Here is a 19,219-nt window from a genome sequence, read left to right as displayed (position 1 = left end):
AGCAGCGGCCAAAGAGGTCCGCCTCGACAGGTTCAAAAACCTCCAAAATGCCGAAGATCCAGCCCTCTGATTCAAAGCTGCGCAGCGACTGCATAGAAGACTGGGAGGGAAGGGGCGTAAAACTTAGGCGCCACAGATAAGTAGTCACAAATCTACGCTCGCCAGAGATCAGGACGATCAGGCACCCTGTGATAAGATCTACGGTTTGACGCGCACGGATTTTTTTACAATGGGTTTGTGCCCGGACGGTTGTCAGACCTTCCCCGCAATCGATGGTTGGGCTTGGGCATTACCATCACGCCCCAATTGGCGTGCCTTCTAAGCTGCCTCTGGCAATCAAAGGCAAAACTCGTTTGCCGAATTTGCCAATGCCAGAACGAAATTCATAGAGTCCCAATCGTTTGGACAGCGACTGAGAGATCGTCGTCTGACCGGTGCGGCTCCGAGCACGGCCGACGTTTGAGATATTCGGATTGGATTCCGGGTGTCTGATGGTTGTCGTATCTCATACCGCATTTGGACGATGGGATCCTCATGCCTCCCAAGTTCAGTGAAGTGTCTTCAACAAGACAACGAAAACCATTCGGCAAGATGAGCCGCAGCCTTCCGGCCTCGACCGGACGGGCCAAGCAATATTAGGGTCTTGGTCGAGGATGCTGATCGCGCTCTCACGCCGATCTGTCCAGCAAAGTGCACCTTTCGCCTCCTGCCGTGCAGGGGCGGATCAAACGCTTGCGCCGCGACGGCTTGATCAGGGGCAGATTGGCAAGGCTCGATGGTGACAGGATTGGATGTTCCCATCTTGTTGTCATTCACGTCATGACCGAAGGCTGGCGGATGATGGAACCGATCTAGGACCTGCAGAACCTGGCAAATGTAGAAGAAATTCACTGATCCCAAATATATTGATCAGAGCGAGAGCGAGAGCGAGAGCGAGAGCGAGAGCGAGAGCGAGAGCGAGAGCGAGAGCGAGACGAGGGCGTCTTTTGCTGAGACGCATGATGTCGCGGTCAAGAAATGCTTGAGCGATGTTGACGAAGACGTGCGTACCTTCATCGAGCGATCACCATGCGTCTGTATCGGGACACAGTCGAGCATTGGCGGCGCGGATGTAAGCTCGCGGTGAGACCCTTTTGGTTTTGAGGATTCCGGATGAAAAGACACTGTTGATCCCCAATCGGCCCAACACGCTGTCAAACGTCATAGCCTATCCTCAGAGAGGCCTTCTTTTCTCGTCTCCGGTTTCGATGATACTATGCACGTCAATGATCGCACCGAGCTGACACACGATCCTGACCTTCTTGCCAGGATGGCCGTGAAAAAGCGCGTTTCGGGTATCGTCATTGCGGTGCACAGTGAGGAGCGACTCATCCACTGCGCAAAGGCGCTTCAGGCCCTAGGAAGCGACATCGCACCGATATCGGCCAGAGGTCCCTCATTTATGAGGATTATCATGGGACAGTGCGAAGGTGCGCTAGTCGATCCGGTGGAACAAAAGCGGCTCGATGATGGTCTCGAAGACGAATACCGCCACACGATGGATTGGGTGTGGCGCTATTCGAGGTGTCGAGCCGCTGCATGGCCAATAGGCCATTGGTTCGGCCGCGGCGAAAGCTCACTTCCGACCGCAGACTGAACGTCCAGGCACGTATGGCTTACGGTGTCCGTCTATTTCGTCACGGTCACCGGGACTTGTGTGGTCGCGCCGGGGGTGAGGGTTTCGAATTCGGCGGCGATGTCTTCGGCATAAACCGCCACGTTGCGGTCATAGGGTTGATCGGGCTGCGCATCGGTGCGGCTTTCGACGCCCACGATCCGGTAGCCCGCGCCGTCCTCAATAAAGAGCGGTGAGCCGCTATCGCCCTGGAGCGTATCGCATTCATGGATCAGCAAATTGTCGTCGGTGACCTCGACAAAGGGGCAGGCGAGGTTGCCGGTCAGCACGCCGTCCTGGTCGAAACTGTAGCCCGCCTGCAGGATATCGGGGCCTGTTCCGCCCTCCAGGGCGCTGCGTTCCAGCGCACTAAGCGCCCCGAAATCCATGAAACCGACCTGGTTGCCGATGGGCTCGGCCAGGAAGAGGAAGGCGTAATCCGTCCCCTCTTGTTCCCCGGCGAGCCAGCCCTGGGGCAGGTGATAGCCGGTGATCGCCGAACGGGCGACCGCATTGCCCTGGGTGAAGCCCGCCAGGAATTCGACAGGCTGATTTTCGATCTGACCGTTATTGGCGATGCAATGGGCCGAGGTCAGCACGGTTGCGGGGCCGATCAGGGTGCCGGTGCAGCTGGCCGCCGACAGGTCGACGAAGCCGATCATGGTCCAGGGCGCCTCGGTGGGATCGAGCACGACGCGGTCGTCTTCGCCGAAAAAGGCGCGCTCGAACTGGCCGGAGAAAGCCTCAAGCTCGGTGATGTTCAGCGTGGCGGTGGGGTAGTCGTCGAGAATGGGGTTATAGGTGCCGACCCAGATGTCATATTGCCCCTCCAGCGGTTGCTCGAAGCTGAGCGCGGGGTTCAGGCCCGACGTGTCATCGTTGCAGTGCCAGGCGCCGTCGGGGGTGTTGATCAGCAGCACGGTGTCGTCGCCCGAATCCACGAAAAAGTTGAGCGGGAACGTGTCGCCGGTTTGGTAATGCACACGCAGGTCGGGCGCGTCGGCGAAATAGCCCACGCAGCGCCCGCCGGTATTGGCGTCGGGGTATTCGCTCTGGATATCACCGCCCGCCAGCAGCCGGATCCAGTTGGGGTCCGGCACGAACCCAGATTGCAGGGAGATGTCGCCGAAGGTGGGCGTGAGCGAGAAATCCTGGGCCGGGGCCTGCGCCGCGGGAAGAAGGGCGATGGCAGCGATAAGCAGAATGCGTGTCATGAAAAGCTGTCCTGTATAGTCCGTGCCGCCATGGTAGGCGGGCTAACATGGTCGGCGCAACGGCGGGAATTCCCGAGCGTGCGGCGCGGTTTTGATCGCGGGGGCGTGAGGCGGACGTGTTTGGCGGGTTTGAGTGAGCGATGAGTCGGACGCACTGTTTTGTGGGCCGCTTGGTCAGAGGGGATGTCGGTTCCCGCGCAAATTGCGCTCTGGCCAGCGCCAGCCCACTCCGGCGCATGGGAGCTACGATGCGCTCCATAGGCATGTACTTAGCGTGACGGGACAGCTTTGTGTGAGCGATCAGCAGCTCATGTTGTGCTTGCAAAGTATGTATTCCACAATTTGTTGCGAGTTCATCAATTTTTGGTGTAATCTCTAATTTGATGACCCAAGGAGACCAAGAAAATGCGTTCTGGATTTGGCAAAAGAGCCCTCGAACTCCGCCTCTTAAGGGGGCTGAGCCAAACCGATTTTTCGAAAAGAACTAGCTATAGCCTCCAGCGTATCTCGAACATCGAGCATCAAAGATCGAACATAAGCGATGATGTGGTTGGCACTTACATTCGCGTTTTGAATGCCTCAGGGCAGGAAGCTGACGCACTTCGAAAGCTTGCCCGTTTCTCGAACGCAGAGCGCAGGCAGGAAGGTGAAAACCGCGTTCTGCACCCTCTGCAAGCAATGATGGCGGAGTTCGGAGAGAAGATATCGCCAAAATCTGCTGCAAAGATTCAAGAGATCTTGGAACAAGAAACGGGTGAACGTTTAGCAACTTTGCGTTTCGCTTCCAATCAAGCCGCTGACAAGAAAAGCAAGAGCCGAAAATCCCAGCGAAGTGGCTGGTCGGAAATTACGCCGAGGAATATGGTCGACATTTGTGATCTGTCATTGGAGTTTCGGCGTCAATTTGTGGCTGACTCGAAGAAGCTAGACGTTGGGCACCTCCTGGAGCAACTCAGCCACACGAACTCCCGCTTCGACTATCAAGTTGTAGAAACAATGCAAGCCCAACTGAACGGTGCTTTCGCATGTATCAAAGGTCATGTCGATGGGCACACCGTTGTTCTTGAGGCTGAGCGGTTTGGAAGCGCTTTACGAGGAGTGACTTTTGCCAGGCACGTAATTTGCCATGAAGTGGCTCATCACCGATTGCATGCTGGAATGCTGGAGTCTGATCAAGAGATCTATGCTCTCCCTCAAAGCATTAGCCGGAACTCAGCAAGAATGATCGGAACAGACGAGCAAATCCGACAGGTTGTCGACACAGTAGAGGAGGCGGAAGCCGAGTTGTTTGCAGCGGGCTTGCTGGTTCCGTGGGTGGCTCACTTGAAGGGGACTGAACTTAGATACCTAGCGGATGATTATGGAGAAGAATTGGGTACCTTGAAGCGTTTCAATCATTTTCTTATGCAAGATTCTGTCTTGGACGGTTTGAGAGAGAGGCTCTGGCTCCGTGGTGAACGTCAGCATCTGATCTTCGGTTTTGAGAGATCGGGACGTTTCTAGGCTTCGTCTCTACAGCGCGTGCAAGCTCGCAACCTGATTATTGTTCGCGCCCCAGCGGGTTAACAGCGGCATAGCCGCCCGCCATTGCCGGGCCCACCCATGGCCCGGCGATTTGGTTGATCTTGGTGCCTTGATCAATCGGCGCGCGGATGTGGCTGCCATAAAGTGTGCAGAAGGGATGTTGGATCGCCGAACCTGGGCCCGGCAATGGCGGGGCTTGCTGTTGCTGCGACCGGTGGCTCGCCGAGCAGAGACCCGAAGATTAGGGGGGGCTCGGTGCCGGAGCGTTGGTTAGCCCTGCAACGCCCGCACCACCGTCTCACCTTCCTTCGCGGACATCATCGCCTGGGCCGCCGCGTGGCTGCCTGCCAGGGTCGTGAAGTAGGGGATTTTATCCATCAGGGTGACGGCGCGCATGGAGCGGCTGTCTTCAACCGCTTGGGCGCCTTCGGTGGTGTTCATGACCAGGTGCACGAGGCCGTCTTTCATCACGTCGACAATCGTCCGACCGCCCTCGTAATGCTTGTTGACCGTCTCCGATGCGATGCCGTGATCGGCCAGGAAGGCCGCGGTGCCGGAGGTGGCGAGGATCTTGAAGCCGAGATCGTGCAGCATATGCGCGGTCTCAACCAGATCGGGGGTCTTGTCGGCCTCTTTAATCGACAGAAAGGCGGTGCCGCCTTCGGGCAGGATGGTGCCCGCGCCCAGCTGCGCCTTGAGGAACGCGCGGGGGAAGGTCCGATCCCAGCCCATCACCTCACCGGTGCTCCGCATCTCGGGGCCGAGCAGCGTGTCGACGCCGGGGAAGCGGGCGAAGGGCATCACGGCCTCTTTGACCGAGAACCACGGCGTGCGGAAATCGGCCAGGCTCATCGGATCGCCGGGGATAATCGGCGTGTCCTCATCGACGGGTTTGTGCGGCTCGGCCATGGGGAAATCGGCCAGCGTTTCACCAGCCATCAAGCGGGCGGCGATGGAGGCGATGGCCGAATCCGTGGCCTTGGCGACGAAAGGTACGGTGCGCGAGGCGCGGGGATTGACCTCGATCAGGTAGATCTCGTCGGTGCCGGTGGCGGCGTCGATCTTGACGGCGAATTGCACGTTCATCAACCCGCGGACGTTGAGCGCTTTGGCCAGCGCCTCGGTCTGGGCGATGATCTGATCCTGGATTTCTTGGGAGAGCGTGTGGGGCGGCAGAGAGCAGGCGCTGTCGCCGGAATGCACGCCGGCCTCTTCGATATGCTGCATGATGCCCGCGACATGGACCGATGTGCCGTCGCAAAGCGCGTCGACATCGACCTCGGTCGCGCCGTCGAGGTAGCTGTCGAGCAGGACGGGGCTGTCACCCGAGACGACGACGGCGTCGCGGATGTACCGGTCGAGCTGCGCGGTATCGCGGACGATTTCCATCGCGCGGCCACCCAGCACGTAGGAGGGACGGATGACGAGCGGGTAGCCGAGGATGTCGGCGGCCTTCTTGGCCTCCTCATCGGTGGTGGCGATGGCGTTTTCGGGCTGTTTCAGGCCCAGCTTTTGGACAAGCTGCTGGAACCGCTCGCGATCTTCGGCAAGGTCGATGGCGTCCGGCGTGGTGCCGAGGATGGGGATCCCGGCCTCTTCCAGCGCATTGGCGAGCTTCAGGGGGGTCTGGCCGCCGAATTGCACAATCACGCCGTGCAGCGTGCCGTTTTCCTGTTCGACACGAAGGATTTCCAGCGTGTGTTCCAGCGTCAGCGGTTCGAAATAAAGGCGGTCGGAGGTGTCGTAATCGGTGCTGACGGTCTCGGGGTTGCAGTTGACCATGATGGTTTCATAGCCCGCGTCGCTGAGCGCGAAGCAGGCGTGGCAGCAGCAATAATCAAACTCGATCCCCTGGCCGATCCGGTTGGGACCGCCGCCGAGAATGACGATCTTCTTGGCGTTCGAGGGCCGCGCCTCGCATTCCGCATCCCCCATGACGGGCGTCTCATAGGTGGAATACATATAAGGCGTCTGCGCCTCGAACTCGGCGGCGCAGGTGTCGATGCGCTTGAACTGCGCGGTGACGCCCGCGCTGAGCCGGGCGCGGCGGATCTCGGCCTCGGGCTGGCCGGTGAGCTTGGCCAGGCGCGCATCGGCGAAGCCCATCATCTTCACGCGGCGGATATCGTCGGGCTTGGTCAGCAGGCCGTTGACGGCAATCTCGGCCTCAATGCGGACGATTTCGCGGATACGGGCGAGGAACCATGGATCGAACTTGGTGACAGCCTGGATATCGTCATCGCTGAGGCCGAGCCGCATGGCCTGTGCGATGACACGCAGACGGTCGGGTGTTTGCTGGCTGAGCGCCTTGGTGATGGCGGCACGGTTTTCGGGGGTCAGCCATTGGTCATCTGCGGCTTGCGTGTGGCCGGTATCGTTCAGGCTGAGGCCGGGGATCTCGATCTCGTCGAATCCGGTCAGGCCGGTTTCCATCGAGGTGAGCGCCTTTTGCATCGACTCGTGAAAGCTCCGCCCGATGGCCATGGCCTCGCCCACGGATTTCATCGCGGTGGTCAGATGCGGCTCGGAGCCGGGGAATTTCTCAAAGGCGAAGCGGGGGATCTTGGTGACGACGTAGTCGATGGTCGGCTCGAACGAGGCGGGCGTGACCTTGGTGATGTCGTTGTCCAACTCATCCAGCGTATAGCCCACGGCCAGCTTCGCGGCGATCTTGGCGATCGGGAAACCGGTGGCCTTGGAGGCCAGAGCAGATGACCGGCTGACGCGCGGGTTCATCTCGATCACGACCATGCGGCCATCATCGGGGTTCACGGCCCATTGCACGTTCGACCCGCCGGTTTCGACGCCGATTTCACGCAACACGGCAATCGAGCCGTTGCGCATGATCTGGTATTCCTTGTCGGTCAGCGTGAGGGCGGGCGCGACGGTGATCGAGTCGCCGGTATGGACCCCCATCGGATCGACGTTTTCGATAGAGCACACGATGATCGCGTTGTCGGCCTTGTCGCGCACGACCTCCATCTCGAACTCTTTCCAGCCGAGCAGGGATTCATCGACGAGGATCTGCGCGACTGGAGAGGCCTCCATCCCGGTGCGGCAGTAATATTCATACTCTTCGCGGTTATAGGCCACGCCGCCGCCCGTGCCGCCAAGGGTGAAGGCGGGGCGGATGATGGCGGGCAGGCCGACATATTCGATGGCGTCGATGGCGTCTTTCATGCCCGCCGCGATGTCGTATTTGCCGTCGTCGCCCTTGGGCGCGCTGACGATGGTGGCCTTGGGGTTTTCCAACCCGATCCGGTCCATCGCCTCGCGGAACAGCTTGCGGTCTTCTGCCATTTCGATGGCAGGGCGCTTGGCGCCGATCATCTCGACGCCGAATTGATCCAGCACGCCCATTTCTTCCAGCGCCAGCGAGGTGTTCAGGCCAGTCTGGCCGCCCATCGTGGGCAGAAGCGCATCGGGGCGCTCTTTCTCGATAATCTTGGCCACGACCTCGGGCGTGATCGGCTCGATATAGGTGGCGTCGGCCAGTTCCGGGTCGGTCATGATCGTGGCGGGGTTCGAATTGACCAGGATGACCCGGTAGCCTTCCTCGCGCAGGGCCTTGCAGGCCTGGGCGCCGGAATAGTCGAATTCGCAGGCTTGCCCGATCACGATGGGGCCCGCGCCGATGATCATGATCGACTTGATATCGGTTCTCTTCGGCATGGTGTCCCCCGACGCATTGGCCTTGCCCGCTGGGCGGCGGGCAACCTGTCGCCCCAAAGGGGCGCAGACAAACTCGTGGCGTTATAGTCGCGCGAGGCCGGGGCGCAAGGGCCGTTCGCTGCCGCGTGCGGGCTATTTGCCCTGGTCACGCCGCAATCCGCACTAAATCGCAAAGGGCCGGGATCGTTTGGCCCGGTTTGTGCGTTCACCCCGAAATGTTGTCTTCCCCAATCAAAGGAAACGCGATCATGACCCAAGCGCCCAAAGCCTTGTTTTTCGGTTCCATCGGGACCCTGACGGAAACTTCTGAGATGCAGCGCATCAGTTTCAATGCGGCCTTTCGCGATGCGGGGCTGGATTGGGAATGGGGCCGCGCAGATTACGCTGAGATGTTGAAGCAATCGGGCGGCGCGGCGCGGATCGCGCGCTATGCCAAGGCGCGGGGCGAGAGCGTGGATGCCGAGGCGATCCATGCGCTGAAAGTGGCGCATTTCGCGGCCCGGGCCGAGCAGGGGCTGGAGTTGCGCCCCGGCGTGGCCGAGGTGATCCGTGCGGCGCAAAACCGCGGCATCGACCTGGCTTTCGTGACCAGCACCGGGCGCCAGACGGTTGATCTGATCCTCGGCGGGTTGGGCGATGTGCTGACCCGCGGCGATTTCCGATTTGTGGGCGACCGCAGCATGGTGGAGGAGAGCAAGCCCGCCCCCGATATCTATCAACGTGCCTTGGTCGATATGGGTCTGGCGGCCAAAGATGTGCTGGCCATCGAAGATACGCCGGACAGTGCCAAATCCGCGCTGGCGGCGGGCATTTCCTGTGTCGCCTTTCCGGGCCATATGTTCTCGGCCACGGATTTCCCGGCAGAGATGCGGGTCTGCGATCATCTGAGCCCGGCTATGCTGGGGTTGGTCGCCGCCGCCGAATAGATGCCCGGCGCGAAAACGCCCCCGCCGGTTCGGTCGGGGGCATTTTCGTGAGGATGGTCTGAGGTGTCAGGCGCGGCGGTTGCGGGCGCGGCGACGGCCATGGGGCGCCGAAAGTGGTGAACGTGATCGCAAACTGCTTCATGAAATCCTGTCCCCGGGCTGAAAATGCGACCCAGCAATGGCGGGCACCCACTGAGTTGCGCGGCATGTGCGACGCAGAGGTGCAGCCGTAAAGCGGCTATCTATGGGCGGCAAATGCAAAACTGTGACCGCCTGGGCGCCAAGGTGTTGCGTCACAGCTCCTGGAGGGCGGGCGGCTAGGGCAGGAAATCGCCCGGATCCACGGCCTCGAAGCCGCGGCGCACTTCGAAATGCAGGAAGGACGGGTCGCCATCGCCAACCTCGGCCACGCTTTGCCCGCGACTGATCTGATCGCCGCGGCCGACCGAGATGTTGCGGACATTGGCGTAGACGGTCAGCAGCCCATCGGCATGGCGGATCACCAGGATCGGCACCTGATCGGTATCTTGCGTGATGGCTGCCACGGTGCCGTCCCCCGCCGCGCGGACATTGGTGCCGGGTGCTGCGGCAATATCGATGCCTTCATTGCCGCTGGAAAAGCCGCGGATGATCTGGCCGTCGACCGGGCGTGCCAAACGAGAACTCTCCTGCGCCGGAGCAGGGGCGGCGGGCACTGGGGCCGGTGCAGGGGTCGCCTGCGGCACGGCGGGGGGTGTGGCGCCCGTTCCGGTGCCGTCCAGCGGCGGAAGCTCGGCGGTTTCAATCGGGTCCGGCAGCGGATTGCCCGCCGAGGGCGGCGGCGGCGCAACACTGTCGCCGGGCGCCGCAACCTGAGGCGCTGCGTCGGTTTCGATGACGATCGGGATCAGCAGGATCTGATCTTCGCGCACGGTCAGGTCGGGGCCGAGGCCGTTCCATTCGGCCAGCGCGCGCACCGACACGCCGTAAAGCCGCGCGACGGAAAAGGCGGTTTCGCCGCGGGTGACGCGGTGGCGCACAGGCTCTCCGCCGGTCTGGCCTGCTGGGCCCGTAGCCGTGCCGGGCGCAGCATCGGCGGCATCGATGGCGCCGCGTGCGATGCTGGCAATGTCTGCACCGCCATCGGCGCCGCCCGGCACCCGGCGCGGCAGGGCCAAAACCTCACCGTCGCGCAGTACATCGCTGGATTGACGGCCATTGAAGCTGGCCAATTCGTCGCCGCCAAGCCCGATGCGGGACGCAACGCCGCTGACCGTGTCACCGGGGCGTGCGACGACCACCTGAAAACTGTCATAAGAGATGATGCCACGATCATCGGGCTGCGGGCGGTCGGCGGTGGCGGTTTCCGTTTGCGGTGCGTTGGGTCGGAAGTCGAAATCGAGGTCCAGCGGATTGCCCACACAGGCGGCCAGGAAAAACGGCGCCAACAATGCGACAGAGCGGGCGGGGAGACGTGTGTCGATCAGGCGCATGTCGCGCGAACCTTCCTCGGCTATCGGCCTCGTTTCGGGCCCTAAGCGGTTATCCTACCAGCGTTCTACATGGGAATGCCGGAAATGCGAAGGGGAATGGACCAATGTGAAGCGATGGGCAATGTGTCGCTCGGTAAAAAGGAAGCGACGCGGCGTAAGGTAAGACGGCAATTGGACGCAGGCGGGACGACAAGGTGCCGGTAGTCCGGGATGGATCGAAGGGCGCAGCGCGGCGGCGGTCGCTTTGGGCGCCTGCGGCTTGCGCATTTTGGCGCCGACCGCCTTCAATCGCGCGCGATGCCCTCCATCAGTGGCACGAAGCGGACCGGCATCAATTCGTCATAGTCCAGGCCGCTCTCGGTCCGGGTCACTTTGATCAGCATCTGGACATTGTCGGACTGACCTACGGGCAGCACCATGATGCCGCCGGGTTTCAACTGCTTGAGCAGCGGGCCTGGAGGATCCTCGGCGGCGGCGGTCAGCAAGATGCGATCAAACGGCCCCTGATCGGGCAACCCATAGGATCCGTCGCCCGTCAGCACGGTAATGTTCGCCAAGCCCAGCTTGGTGAATGCCAATTCGGCGTCCCGTGTGAGATTGCGATGCCGATCAATCGTATAGACCCGCCGCGCCAAATGACTGAGAATGGCGGCCTGGTAGCCCGAGCCTGTGCCGATCTCCAGCACCGTGTCGCGCGGCTGCACATTCAGCGCCTGGGTCATCAGCCCGACCACCGAAGGCTGACTGATCGTCTGCCCGGCATTGATCGGCAGCGGCATGTCGTCATAGGCCCGCGCCGCAAAATGACCCCGGACAAAGGCGCCGCGGTCGATCTCTTCCATCGCGGTAAGCACACGCGCATCCGTCACGCCCTTTTGGCGCAATTGGAACAGAAACTGCATCTTGCGTTCTGCGTCGGACGGCGCGTCATCGCTCATTCGATGGCGTCTTTCAATGCGGCCAGCCGATCACCGGCGGTCAGATCGGCGCGCATCGGGGTGACTGAAATGTACCCCTCCAGATTGGCCGTCGCATCCGTATCGACGCCGGAGGGCACGTTTTGCGGACTGCCCGTGACCCAAAGGAATGTCCGCCCATTGGGGGCCTTGTCCGACCGCACGCCAAAGCCCGACGGCGTGGCGCGGCACCCCTGCGCGACTGCGCGGGTGCCCTTGACCTCGGCAGCGGGCAGCGGCGGAAAATTGACATTGTAGAAGATCTTGTAGGGATCGCCCTCAAATGCGTTCGGCGTGGCAAGAATTTTACGGATTGTATCGGCCCCGTGGGTCGCGGCGGCCTCGAAGGAATTGTCGAGGGTCAGGTTGCCCGGCCCGTAATATTGCGACAAGGCGATCGCGGGAATACCCTGCAACGCCGCCTCGATCGCGGCGCCGATGGTCCCGGAATAGAGCGTGTTTTCCGCGGAATTGTTGCCCTTGTTCACGCCGGACAGGATCAGGTCCGGCGGGTCATCTTTCAGCACATGGTGCACGCCCGCCAGCACGCAATCCGCGGGGCTGCCCTCGGTCGCAAAGCGCCGCGGCGCCAATTCCGAGATCAGCGTCGGATGCACATATGAGATGCAATGTCCGACGCCGGATTGTTCAAAGGCAGGCGCGACAGTCCAAACCTCGCCGTCGGGTCCGGCGATCTCGGCGGCGATCTCGGCCAGGATAGCAAGGCCGGGGGCCGCGATGCCGTCGTCATTTGTGATGAGAATACGCATAATTGCGGTGTACCCCGCTCTGCGAGGGAGGTGAAGTGGCCTGCGACGCTGCGCAGGAAAAATCGCTTGCTGTGTGGTTAGAAGCGCCGAACGATGGCCAGGCTGACCAAGGCGGCCAGCAGCGTGGCGCCAGTTGCCGCCCCCCACGCAAAGCCGGAGGGCCAGTTTGCAACCGCGATCCCCATCGCGGCCCAGGCGGCGGCGGCGGGATAGGTCGGGGTCCACAGCCGAAGGGTGATATAGGCCGCGACAAGCACGGCGATGGGCAAGGCGATCCAGCTTGTGACCTGAGCGGAGGCCAGCCCATATCCCGCGGCCAGGGTGGCAAGGGACACGGCGCTGGCGGCCGTCAGCCACCCGGCATAGAGGCCGAGTGGCCACCGCGCAAAACCGTGATCCGCCATCGGCGCCTTGGCCAGCGCTATCAGCGCCGTGACCAGCATGACGAGGATCAGGATCGTCGCCCAAATCGGCGAGATCAGCGCGATGGGGATCCAGGCGGCACCGACGATCAGCGAGGCGAAGGCCCAGGGCCGGTGCGGCGCCCAGTCCGGCGCGTCGGAGCGCTTGATCAACCCGAACCCCGTGCCGATAATCAGCCACAGATAGATCACGCCCCAGATCGAAAAGGCCCATCCGACCGGTTGGATCGGTGGGTTGTCGACGGGGATCGGGAAACGGTCAGGGTCAAATCCGCTGAACGGGTCGCTTGCAAATGGGACAATCGCAAAGGCGATGGCAGTAACAAAACACAGCACTGCCCAAAGGCGTGCGGTGTCGGTCTTGGCGGAATGTGTCATATCACGCATGACCCGGTAACGCGTGATGCGTGACCGGGTTCCCTGTTGTCAGACCAGATTGCCGTCCGTATCGATCCGCGTTTTGCCGCCCAGCCATTGGTGCAGCACCTGCGGCAGCAGAACCGATCCATCCGCCTGCTGTCCGTTTTCTAGCACCGCGATCAGGCAGCGCCCGACGGCCAGGCCTGATCCGTTTAACGTATGGACGAATTCCGGTTTGCCGCCGCTTTCGGGCTTGAACCGCGCATTCATCCGGCGGGCCTGGAAATCGCCGCAGGTCGAGACCGAGCTGATCTCGCGATAGGTGTTCTGGCCGGGCAGCCAGACCTCGATATCGTAGGTGCGCCGCGCGCCGAAGCCCATATCGCCGGTGCAGAGCACAACGGTGCGGTAGGCGAGGCCGAGCTGATCCAGGATGCCCTCGGCGCAGGTCAGCATGCGCTGCTGTTCGTCGTCGGAGTGATCGGGATGGGTGATCGAGACCATCTCGACCTTCTCGAACTGATGCTGGCGCAGCATCCCCGCCGTGTCGCGCCCGGCGCTGCCAGCCTCGGACCGGAAGCAGAGCGAATGGGCGGTGTAGCGGCGCGGCAGGTCGCTTTCGTCAACCGTGGTGTTATTGACGATATTCGTCAGGCTGACCTCGGAGGTGGGGATCAGCCACCAGCCATTGGTCGTCTGATAGCTGTCTTCGCCGAATTTCGGAAGCTGGCCGGTGCCATACATGATGTCGTCGCGCACCAGCACCGGCGCGTTGACCTCGGTGAGGCCGTTTTCGGTGGTGTGGATGTCGAGCATGAATTGCGCAAGGGCGCGGTGCAGACGGGCGACGGCACCGCTGAGCAACACGAAGCGAGAGCCTGAGAGCTTGGCCGCGGTTTCGAAATCCATCGAGGGTTTAACCGCCGGAATATCGAAATGTTCCAAGGGCTTGAAGTCCATCACCGGGGGCGTGCCACGGCGGTGTAGCTCGACATTGTCGGCCTCGTCCGCGCCGTCGGGTACGTCATCGGCGGGCAGGTTCGGCAGCGCCTCCAGAAGGGCGGTCAGCTCGGCGTCTTTGGCCTTGGCCTCGTCTTCCAGGCGGGCGATCTCGTCCTTTTTGTCAGCCACCAGTGCGCGGAGCCGTTGGAACTCGGCCTCATCGCCGGAGGCCTTTGCTTTCCCGACATCTTTCGAGGCCGCGTTGCGGTCGGCGAGCGCGGTTTCGGCGGCAGTGATCGCGGCGCGACGGGCCTCGTCGATGGCCAGGATTTGCGACGAGACCGGCGCGAGCCCACGGCGCGAGATCGCCGCATCGAAGGCGGCGGGATTGTCTCGGATGGCGCGGATATCGTGCATGGTATGGCCTCCTGGCGGATCGTCGTGACGCGGGTATGCCAGAGGGCGAAGGGCGGGGAAAGGGGCAGATCGAGGCAGATAGAACCGGTATATCTGGCGGATATCTTCGGTATATCTGCGAGGCGCGCTCTGAAACGTGGCGAGGGGCGACGTTTCGCGCCGGTGATTGTCGCGATGAACGCCGGACGCGCTCGCCAATCGCCGCGTCAGTTGAGTGCGCAAGCGCATCCTCGGGCCATGGTGCTGCGACCCAACGGCTCATCAACTTGACCTATGGTGGCGGTCCCGACGTCTTTTTCGACTGCGCGCTTGCGGTGACCAAATCGCCGTGCCCGGGGGACGGCCCGTTTCCGCTCGGCAGATTTTTCGCTGAAACATCGCCTGTCGGGTGATGAATCGCCCGGCGGCCGCACCTTTGTTCCGCGTTATGCGTCGCGGTGATAATCGGGGGCGATGGTGATGTCGGGGTGGTGCTCGGCGGCCCAGGCGCGCCAGGCGGCAACGAAATCGTCGTAGTTCAGCTTTGCTTCAATCCAATGATCGGGGGCATCTTCTGGAAGCGTTTCCGCCGCATAAAAGAATTGGTCCCATTGGTCGCGCGTAAGATCGAGTAAAGCGTCGCTCACTTCGTAGAGCGCTGCGCCTCTCAGGGATGCGTAGCTAAAATCTGTTGAATCATTAGTCTGACACTTGGTGCACAAGGCGCCATTCAATACTGCGTGGCGTAGCGCTGTTGATTGGAGATTGGTATGGCCCAGCCACGCACCGGAAAGATCTGTCTTGGTAATCTGAGCTTGAGATAGGTCTGTGTTTCTGAGAACCGTTGCGCGCATATCTGCGTCTTGAAGCACTGCGAAAGGCATCTTTGCTTCGGCAAAGTTCGCGAATTTCATGCTCGTATTCACGAGATAGACTCGTTCAAGCTGAGCTTCGAAACCGCGGATACCATCAAGATTAGAGCGGCGAAGGTCACTTCCAGACAAATCGACTTGCCACAATGACATTCCTTGGAGATTCGCTTCGGAAAGATTGGCACCAGAGTTGAGCTTGATCTTGTCCGGAGTTTGCGACTGCGTGTTTATCCGGCCAAGGCTTTGAGCGGCGCGTTCCATGTCGGCGCGGGCTGGTTTTAGGGAGCGCGCCCAATCTCGAAACTCCTCCGGTGTCGCGCTTTCGGGTGGTTCTTCCGGTGGGTATTGGCGGCTGAGTTCCTGGACGTAGATTGACAGCATTCGGGCGATGCGTTGGGCGGCTTTGATGTCGCCTCGGTCGAAGGCTTCGAGCGCCAGGCCCTCCAGCCGGTCGATGGCGGCGGCGCGGGTGACGAGGTCGTCTTGCCATTCGGTCTCGATCTCTTCGGTCTCGGTGCCTTCGCGCAGCCTGGTTGTGACCTGGTGGCGGGCGGCGAGGTCCTTGGCGGCGGCGTTGATCTTGTCGTTGAACAGCGCCTCGTCCTGCAACTTGGTTTGAAATCGGGTCTCATCGAGCGTGCTTTGGCCCACCATGCTGCGCCAGATCAGGAACGGCGAGCCGAGCAGGGCCACGAGCAGGGCGCCGGTGCCGAAGCCGCGCGCGGCGCTGGGGTCGAGACCGCCCAGGATCGTACCGATGACAATCGTAAAGGTTGCGGCAATCGCCATCAGGAAAAGGACCGCCATGGCCATCAGGACGAAAGCGACGATCACGCGTTCGATAGGGCCGAGATCCATGATGCGGAACCACCGGATCACAAAGCTTTTGTCATCCGTCATGTGTGTCTTCGGGCCGCGCGGCAGGACAAGCGAGATCAGGGCGCTTGCGGCAAGCAATCCCAGCAAAATCCCGATGACCGAGAGAATATCGGACGAGATCGGGAGGGTGATGGTGGTGGTCTCGGACATGGCGCCATGAAACGCAGTTCTGGGGGCTTTGCCTAGGGCTTAATCGGCGGGCGCGGCCAACACCTCGGCCAAAGCGGGGAAGGTCGCCGGATCGAGGACGGCCATGAGGCTGCGCAGATTGCCCTGGGCCCCGGGAATGGTGGCCACGACGATGCCGGTCAGCACCCAGCCCTGGGGCGTGTCGCGCAGGAAGGCGCCGCCGGATTGGCCGCTGGCGGTGGTGCAATCGCTGGCGATCAGCGCCTCGGACAGCTGGGCGATGCCGCAGCCGTCATGCCCGTGCAACGGTCCGTCATTGGCGTTGAGATAGCCGATGAGCGCATGCGGGAGGGCGGCATCGAGGGACGCCAGGGGGATCGGCTGGGCGATCTCGGGCGGCACGGGCTCGGCGAGATGCAGAAGGCTGAGATCGAAGCCCGCCGTTTCCATGCTGAGTTCGGCGCCTTGGGGATAGTCGGGGTGAAGGCTGACCTCGGCCACCGCCACATGGTGCGGGCTGGGGCCGTCGGGGTCGAATATCACGTTGCCGCCGGATCCCCGGGCACAATGGCGGGCGGTCAGGGCGTAGTCCGCGGCGATCAGAACCGCGGTGCAGCCACCGCTATTGCGCAGGGGCGAGCGGAGCCGGGCGATGCCCGTCAATTCGGCAACCTGGAAGGCGGGCAGGGGCGGGGGCGGCGCGCCGACATCGGCCCGGCCCGGCAGCGGCAGGAGGGCGAGCAAAACCGCCAGGCGGCCAAGGGTCGGGGGCAAGCGCATGGGCCAAGCCTAGCAGATCGCCCCGCGTGGGGAAGCCGTGCTATTGTGGGGTGCGGGCCACGGCATGGCGCGCATTCTGCACCTGCCCCTTGCCCGGCCCGCCCGATGCGCCCATGTGGCAGCGGAGCGCGTGTTGCACTTGGCCCCGCCGGGCCATAGGGTGCCGCAAATTTCACGCCGGGCCGGTTACGGGTGGTGTGAGGAGTTGACGAAGGTGGCCGGTACAAGGCCCCGCCCCAAGCATAAGGAGCCCCTCCATGGAAGGTATTGGCCAGGTTGTCCCGCTGATCCTGATCCTGGTGATCATGTATTTCTTCCTGATCCGCCCTCAGCAAAAGAAGGTGAAAGAGCATCAGGCGATGGTGGCCGCCCTGCGCCGCGGTGACGAGGTTGTGACCCAGGGGGGCTTGATCGGCAAGATCAGCAAGGTGAAGGACGACACCGAGGTTGAGGTGGAGTTGACCAAGGATGTGAAGGTGCGCGTGTTGCGCCCGACGATTGCGCAGGTCCGGTCGAAAACCGAACCCGCCAACGACTAACCCGGCCTGCCCCTGGCTGAGGAGCCCGTTTGATGCTGCAGATCCCCCTCTGGAACCGGCTGTTGATTGTGCTGGTGGTCCTGACCGGTTTGACCTTTGCGATGCCGAATTTCTTCTATGGTCAGGTGGAGCGGCACAATGATGCCGTCGCCACGATCGAGCGGGAAGGGATCGAGACCGATGAATTGTTGGCCGACCGGGCCGAGTGGCCCGAGTTCCTGCCGTCGAGCCTGGTGAATCTGGGCCTGGATCTGCGCGGCGGGGCGCGGTTGCTGGCCGAGGTGCATGTCGAAGAGGTCTATTCCCAGCGGATGGACAGCCTGTGGCCGCAGGTGCGCGATGAGTTGCGCGAGCTGCGCGATGTGGTCGGCACGATCCGCCGGATCGATGCGCCCGACGGCGAACTGCATGTGCGGATCAGCCAACCCGAAGGCATGGCCTCGGCAGTGGCGGCGGTGCGCGCCTTGGCGCAGCCCACGGTCTCGCTGACCGGTGCGCTCGGGGAGCCGACACTGGATGTCAGCGGCCGCGGCGATACGCTGATCGTGCGCCTGTCGGAGGCCGAACAGGCCGCCACCAACGACCGCACGATGCAGCAATCGATTGAAATCGTGCGCCGCCGCGTCGACGAGGCGGGCACGCGTGAGCCGACGATCCAGCGTCAGGGCGCCGACCGGATCCTGATCGAGGTGCCGGGCATCGGTTCGGCCCAGGAGCTGAAAGACCTGATCGGCACCACGGCGCGGCTGACCTTCCACCCGGTGGTGCGGCTGGCGGGCGGCGCCGAAGATCGGGTGGAGGCGCGCCAGATCATCGTCCCTTCGGTCACGGTCGTGGAAGATGAGCAATATTACGTGTTGGAGCAAACCCCGGTCCTGACCGGCGATGACCTGACCGATAGCCGCCCCTCCTTTGATCAGCAAACCGGCCGACCGGTGGTGACCTTCCAGCTCAACAGCCGCGGAGGGCAGGCCTTTTGCGACTACACGCAGACAAATATCGGCGCGCCATTTGCGATTGTGCTCGACAATGAGGTGCTGAGCGCGCCGACGATCCAAGGCGCGATCTGCGCGGGGTCTGGCCAGATCTCAGGGCAATTCACCGTTGAAAGCTCCACCGAGCTATCGATCCTGCTGCGCGCGGGCGCGCTGCCGGCGGATCTGACCTTCCTGCAGGAAAGCACCGTCGGCCCGGAATTGGGGGAGGACAGCATCCGCGCCGGTGAGGTGGCCGCGCTGGTGGCCTTCGCGGCGGTTCTGTTGTTCATGGTGGCCAGCTATGGCACGTTTGGCGTCTTCGCCTCGATTGCGCTGGTGCTGAATGTGGGGCTGATCTTCGGCGTTCTGTCGGTGATCGGTGCGACGCTGACCCTGCCGGGGATTGCGGGGATCGTTCTGACCATCGGGATGGCGGTCGATGCCAATGTGCTGGTCTTCGAGCGGATCCGTGAGGAATTGCGCACCGCGCGCGGCCCGGCCCGCGCCATCGAATTGGGCTATGAACGGGCGCTGAGCGCGATTATCGACGCCAATATCACCACCTTCATCATCGCCACGATCCTGTTCGTTCTGGGCTCTGGCCCCGTGCGCGGATTCTCGGTGACGCTGGGCATCGGGATCCTGACCTCGGTCTTCACAGCGATCTATGTTACACGTCTGCTGGTGGTCATCTGGTTTGAACGCCGCCGCCCCAAAACGATCGAGGTTTGATCC

Annotated in this window: 13 protein-coding genes and 1 pseudogene; 5 read left to right on the top strand and 9 right to left on the bottom strand. The window is 62.2% G+C overall.

All coding sequences use genetic code 11. The annotated features are described in order from the left end of the window. Window positions 1-672: 672 nt before the first annotated feature. Window positions 673-855, top strand: a pseudogene (locus V8J82_RS03790) (winged helix-turn-helix transcriptional regulator); the annotation flags it as partial. A gap of 813 nt (window positions 856-1,668) precedes the next feature. On the opposite strand, the gene V8J82_RS03785 reads toward V8J82_RS03790, so the two are convergent. After that, complete coding sequence (locus V8J82_RS03785; protein ID WP_339972307.1) at window positions 1,669-2,868, bottom strand: trypsin-like serine peptidase; 1,200 nt, start codon at window positions 2,866-2,868, stop codon at window positions 1,669-1,671. A gap of 405 nt (window positions 2,869-3,273) precedes the next feature. Between V8J82_RS03785 and V8J82_RS03780 the strand changes: the two genes are divergently transcribed. After that, the gene (locus V8J82_RS03780) at window positions 3,274-4,371 is read left to right on the top strand and encodes a helix-turn-helix domain-containing protein (protein ID WP_339972305.1); all 1,098 of its coding nucleotides are present in this window, start codon (window positions 3,274-3,276) and stop codon (window positions 4,369-4,371) included. A 291-nt stretch (window positions 4,372-4,662) separates the two neighbouring features. Here the strand turns inward: V8J82_RS03780 and carB are convergent, their stop codons facing one another. Further along, window positions 4,663-8,064: a carbamoyl-phosphate synthase large subunit gene (gene carB / locus V8J82_RS03775; RefSeq protein ID WP_339972303.1), complete on the bottom strand. Its 3,402-nt coding sequence runs from the start codon at window positions 8,062-8,064 to the stop codon at window positions 4,663-4,665. Window positions 8,065-8,312: 248 nt separating this feature from the next. Between carB and V8J82_RS03770 the strand changes: the two genes are divergently transcribed. After that, window positions 8,313-8,990, top strand: coding sequence for an HAD family hydrolase (locus tag V8J82_RS03770; protein ID WP_339972301.1), 678 nt, complete (start codon window positions 8,313-8,315; stop codon window positions 8,988-8,990). Window positions 8,991-9,307: 317 nt separating this feature from the next. Here the strand turns inward: V8J82_RS03770 and V8J82_RS03765 are convergent, their stop codons facing one another. The 7 genes from V8J82_RS03765 to V8J82_RS03735 all read right to left on the bottom strand — a co-directional run bounded on the left by V8J82_RS03765 (window position 9,308) and on the right by V8J82_RS03735 (window position 16,968). Further along, the gene (locus tag V8J82_RS03765; protein WP_339972299.1) at window positions 9,308-10,462 is read right to left on the bottom strand and encodes a peptidoglycan DD-metalloendopeptidase family protein; all 1,155 of its coding nucleotides are present in this window, start codon (window positions 10,460-10,462) and stop codon (window positions 9,308-9,310) included. Window positions 10,463-10,746: 284 nt separating this feature from the next. Next, window positions 10,747-11,400: a protein-L-isoaspartate(D-aspartate) O-methyltransferase gene (locus V8J82_RS03760; RefSeq protein ID WP_339972296.1), complete on the bottom strand. Its 654-nt coding sequence runs from the start codon at window positions 11,398-11,400 to the stop codon at window positions 10,747-10,749. Next, window positions 11,397-12,188, bottom strand: a complete 792-nt coding sequence (surE, locus tag V8J82_RS03755) for a 5'/3'-nucleotidase SurE (RefSeq protein WP_339972294.1) — start codon at window positions 12,186-12,188, stop codon at window positions 11,397-11,399. Before surE ends, V8J82_RS03760 begins: the two co-directional genes overlap by 4 nt. Window positions 12,189-12,265: 77 nt before the next feature. After that, the gene (locus V8J82_RS03750) at window positions 12,266-12,997 is read right to left on the bottom strand and encodes a TspO-related membrane protein (RefSeq protein ID WP_339972291.1); all 732 of its coding nucleotides are present in this window, start codon (window positions 12,995-12,997) and stop codon (window positions 12,266-12,268) included. A gap of 39 nt (window positions 12,998-13,036) precedes the next feature. Continuing rightward, window positions 13,037-14,329, bottom strand: a complete 1,293-nt coding sequence (gene serS, locus V8J82_RS03745; RefSeq protein ID WP_339972289.1) for a serine--tRNA ligase — start codon at window positions 14,327-14,329, stop codon at window positions 13,037-13,039. A gap of 425 nt (window positions 14,330-14,754) precedes the next feature. Then, window positions 14,755-16,209: a pentapeptide repeat-containing protein gene (locus V8J82_RS03740; RefSeq protein ID WP_339972287.1), complete on the bottom strand. Its 1,455-nt coding sequence runs from the start codon at window positions 16,207-16,209 to the stop codon at window positions 14,755-14,757. A gap of 39 nt (window positions 16,210-16,248) precedes the next feature. Then, window positions 16,249-16,968, bottom strand: a complete 720-nt coding sequence (locus tag V8J82_RS03735) for a trypsin-like serine peptidase (protein WP_339972285.1) — start codon at window positions 16,966-16,968, stop codon at window positions 16,249-16,251. 257 nt (window positions 16,969-17,225) lie between these two features. Here V8J82_RS03735 and yajC point away from each other — a divergent pair, with 257 nt between their 5' ends. Continuing rightward, window positions 17,226-17,507, top strand: coding sequence for a preprotein translocase subunit YajC (gene yajC, locus V8J82_RS03730; protein ID WP_339972283.1), 282 nt, complete (start codon window positions 17,226-17,228; stop codon window positions 17,505-17,507). A gap of 32 nt (window positions 17,508-17,539) precedes the next feature. Further along, a complete protein-coding gene (secD, locus tag V8J82_RS03725; protein WP_339972281.1) occupies window positions 17,540-19,216 on the top strand; it encodes a protein translocase subunit SecD in 1,677 nt (558 codons plus the stop codon). Window positions 19,217-19,219: the final 3 nt, after the last annotated feature.

The sequence above is a fragment of the Gymnodinialimonas mytili genome, from assembly GCF_037544085.1.
In the GTDB taxonomy this organism is placed as follows: domain Bacteria; phylum Pseudomonadota; class Alphaproteobacteria; order Rhodobacterales; family Rhodobacteraceae; genus Gymnodinialimonas; species Gymnodinialimonas mytili.
This window is presented reverse-complemented; position numbering and strand designations above follow the sequence as displayed.

Excerpts from the sequence above, each read along its gene's own strand:
- V8J82_RS03740 (WP_339972287.1), bottom strand. The coding sequence starts at position 16,209 with ATGTCCGAGACCACCACCATCACCCTCCCGATCTCGTCCGATATTCTC.
- carB (WP_339972303.1), bottom strand. The coding sequence starts at position 8,064 with ATGCCGAAGAGAACCGATATCAAGTCGATCATGATCATCGGCGCGGGC.
- V8J82_RS03785 (WP_339972307.1), bottom strand. The coding sequence starts at position 2,868 with ATGACACGCATTCTGCTTATCGCTGCCATCGCCCTTCTTCCCGCGGCG.
- yajC (WP_339972283.1), top strand. The coding sequence starts at position 17,226 with ATGGAAGGTATTGGCCAGGTTGTCCCGCTGATCCTGATCCTGGTGATC.
- secD (WP_339972281.1), top strand. The coding sequence starts at position 17,540 with ATGCTGCAGATCCCCCTCTGGAACCGGCTGTTGATTGTGCTGGTGGTC.
- V8J82_RS03780 (WP_339972305.1), top strand. The coding sequence starts at position 3,274 with ATGCGTTCTGGATTTGGCAAAAGAGCCCTCGAACTCCGCCTCTTAAGG.
- V8J82_RS03765 (WP_339972299.1), bottom strand. The coding sequence starts at position 10,462 with ATGCGCCTGATCGACACACGTCTCCCCGCCCGCTCTGTCGCATTGTTG.
- V8J82_RS03770 (WP_339972301.1), top strand. The coding sequence starts at position 8,313 with ATGACCCAAGCGCCCAAAGCCTTGTTTTTCGGTTCCATCGGGACCCTG.
- serS (WP_339972289.1), bottom strand. The coding sequence starts at position 14,329 with ATGCACGATATCCGCGCCATCCGAGACAATCCCGCCGCCTTCGATGCG.
- V8J82_RS03760 (WP_339972296.1), bottom strand. The coding sequence starts at position 11,400 with ATGAGCGATGACGCGCCGTCCGACGCAGAACGCAAGATGCAGTTTCTG.
- V8J82_RS03750 (WP_339972291.1), bottom strand. The coding sequence starts at position 12,997 with ATGCGTGATATGACACATTCCGCCAAGACCGACACCGCACGCCTTTGG.
- V8J82_RS03735 (WP_339972285.1), bottom strand. The coding sequence starts at position 16,968 with ATGCGCTTGCCCCCGACCCTTGGCCGCCTGGCGGTTTTGCTCGCCCTC.
- surE (WP_339972294.1), bottom strand. The coding sequence starts at position 12,188 with ATGCGTATTCTCATCACAAATGACGACGGCATCGCGGCCCCCGGCCTT.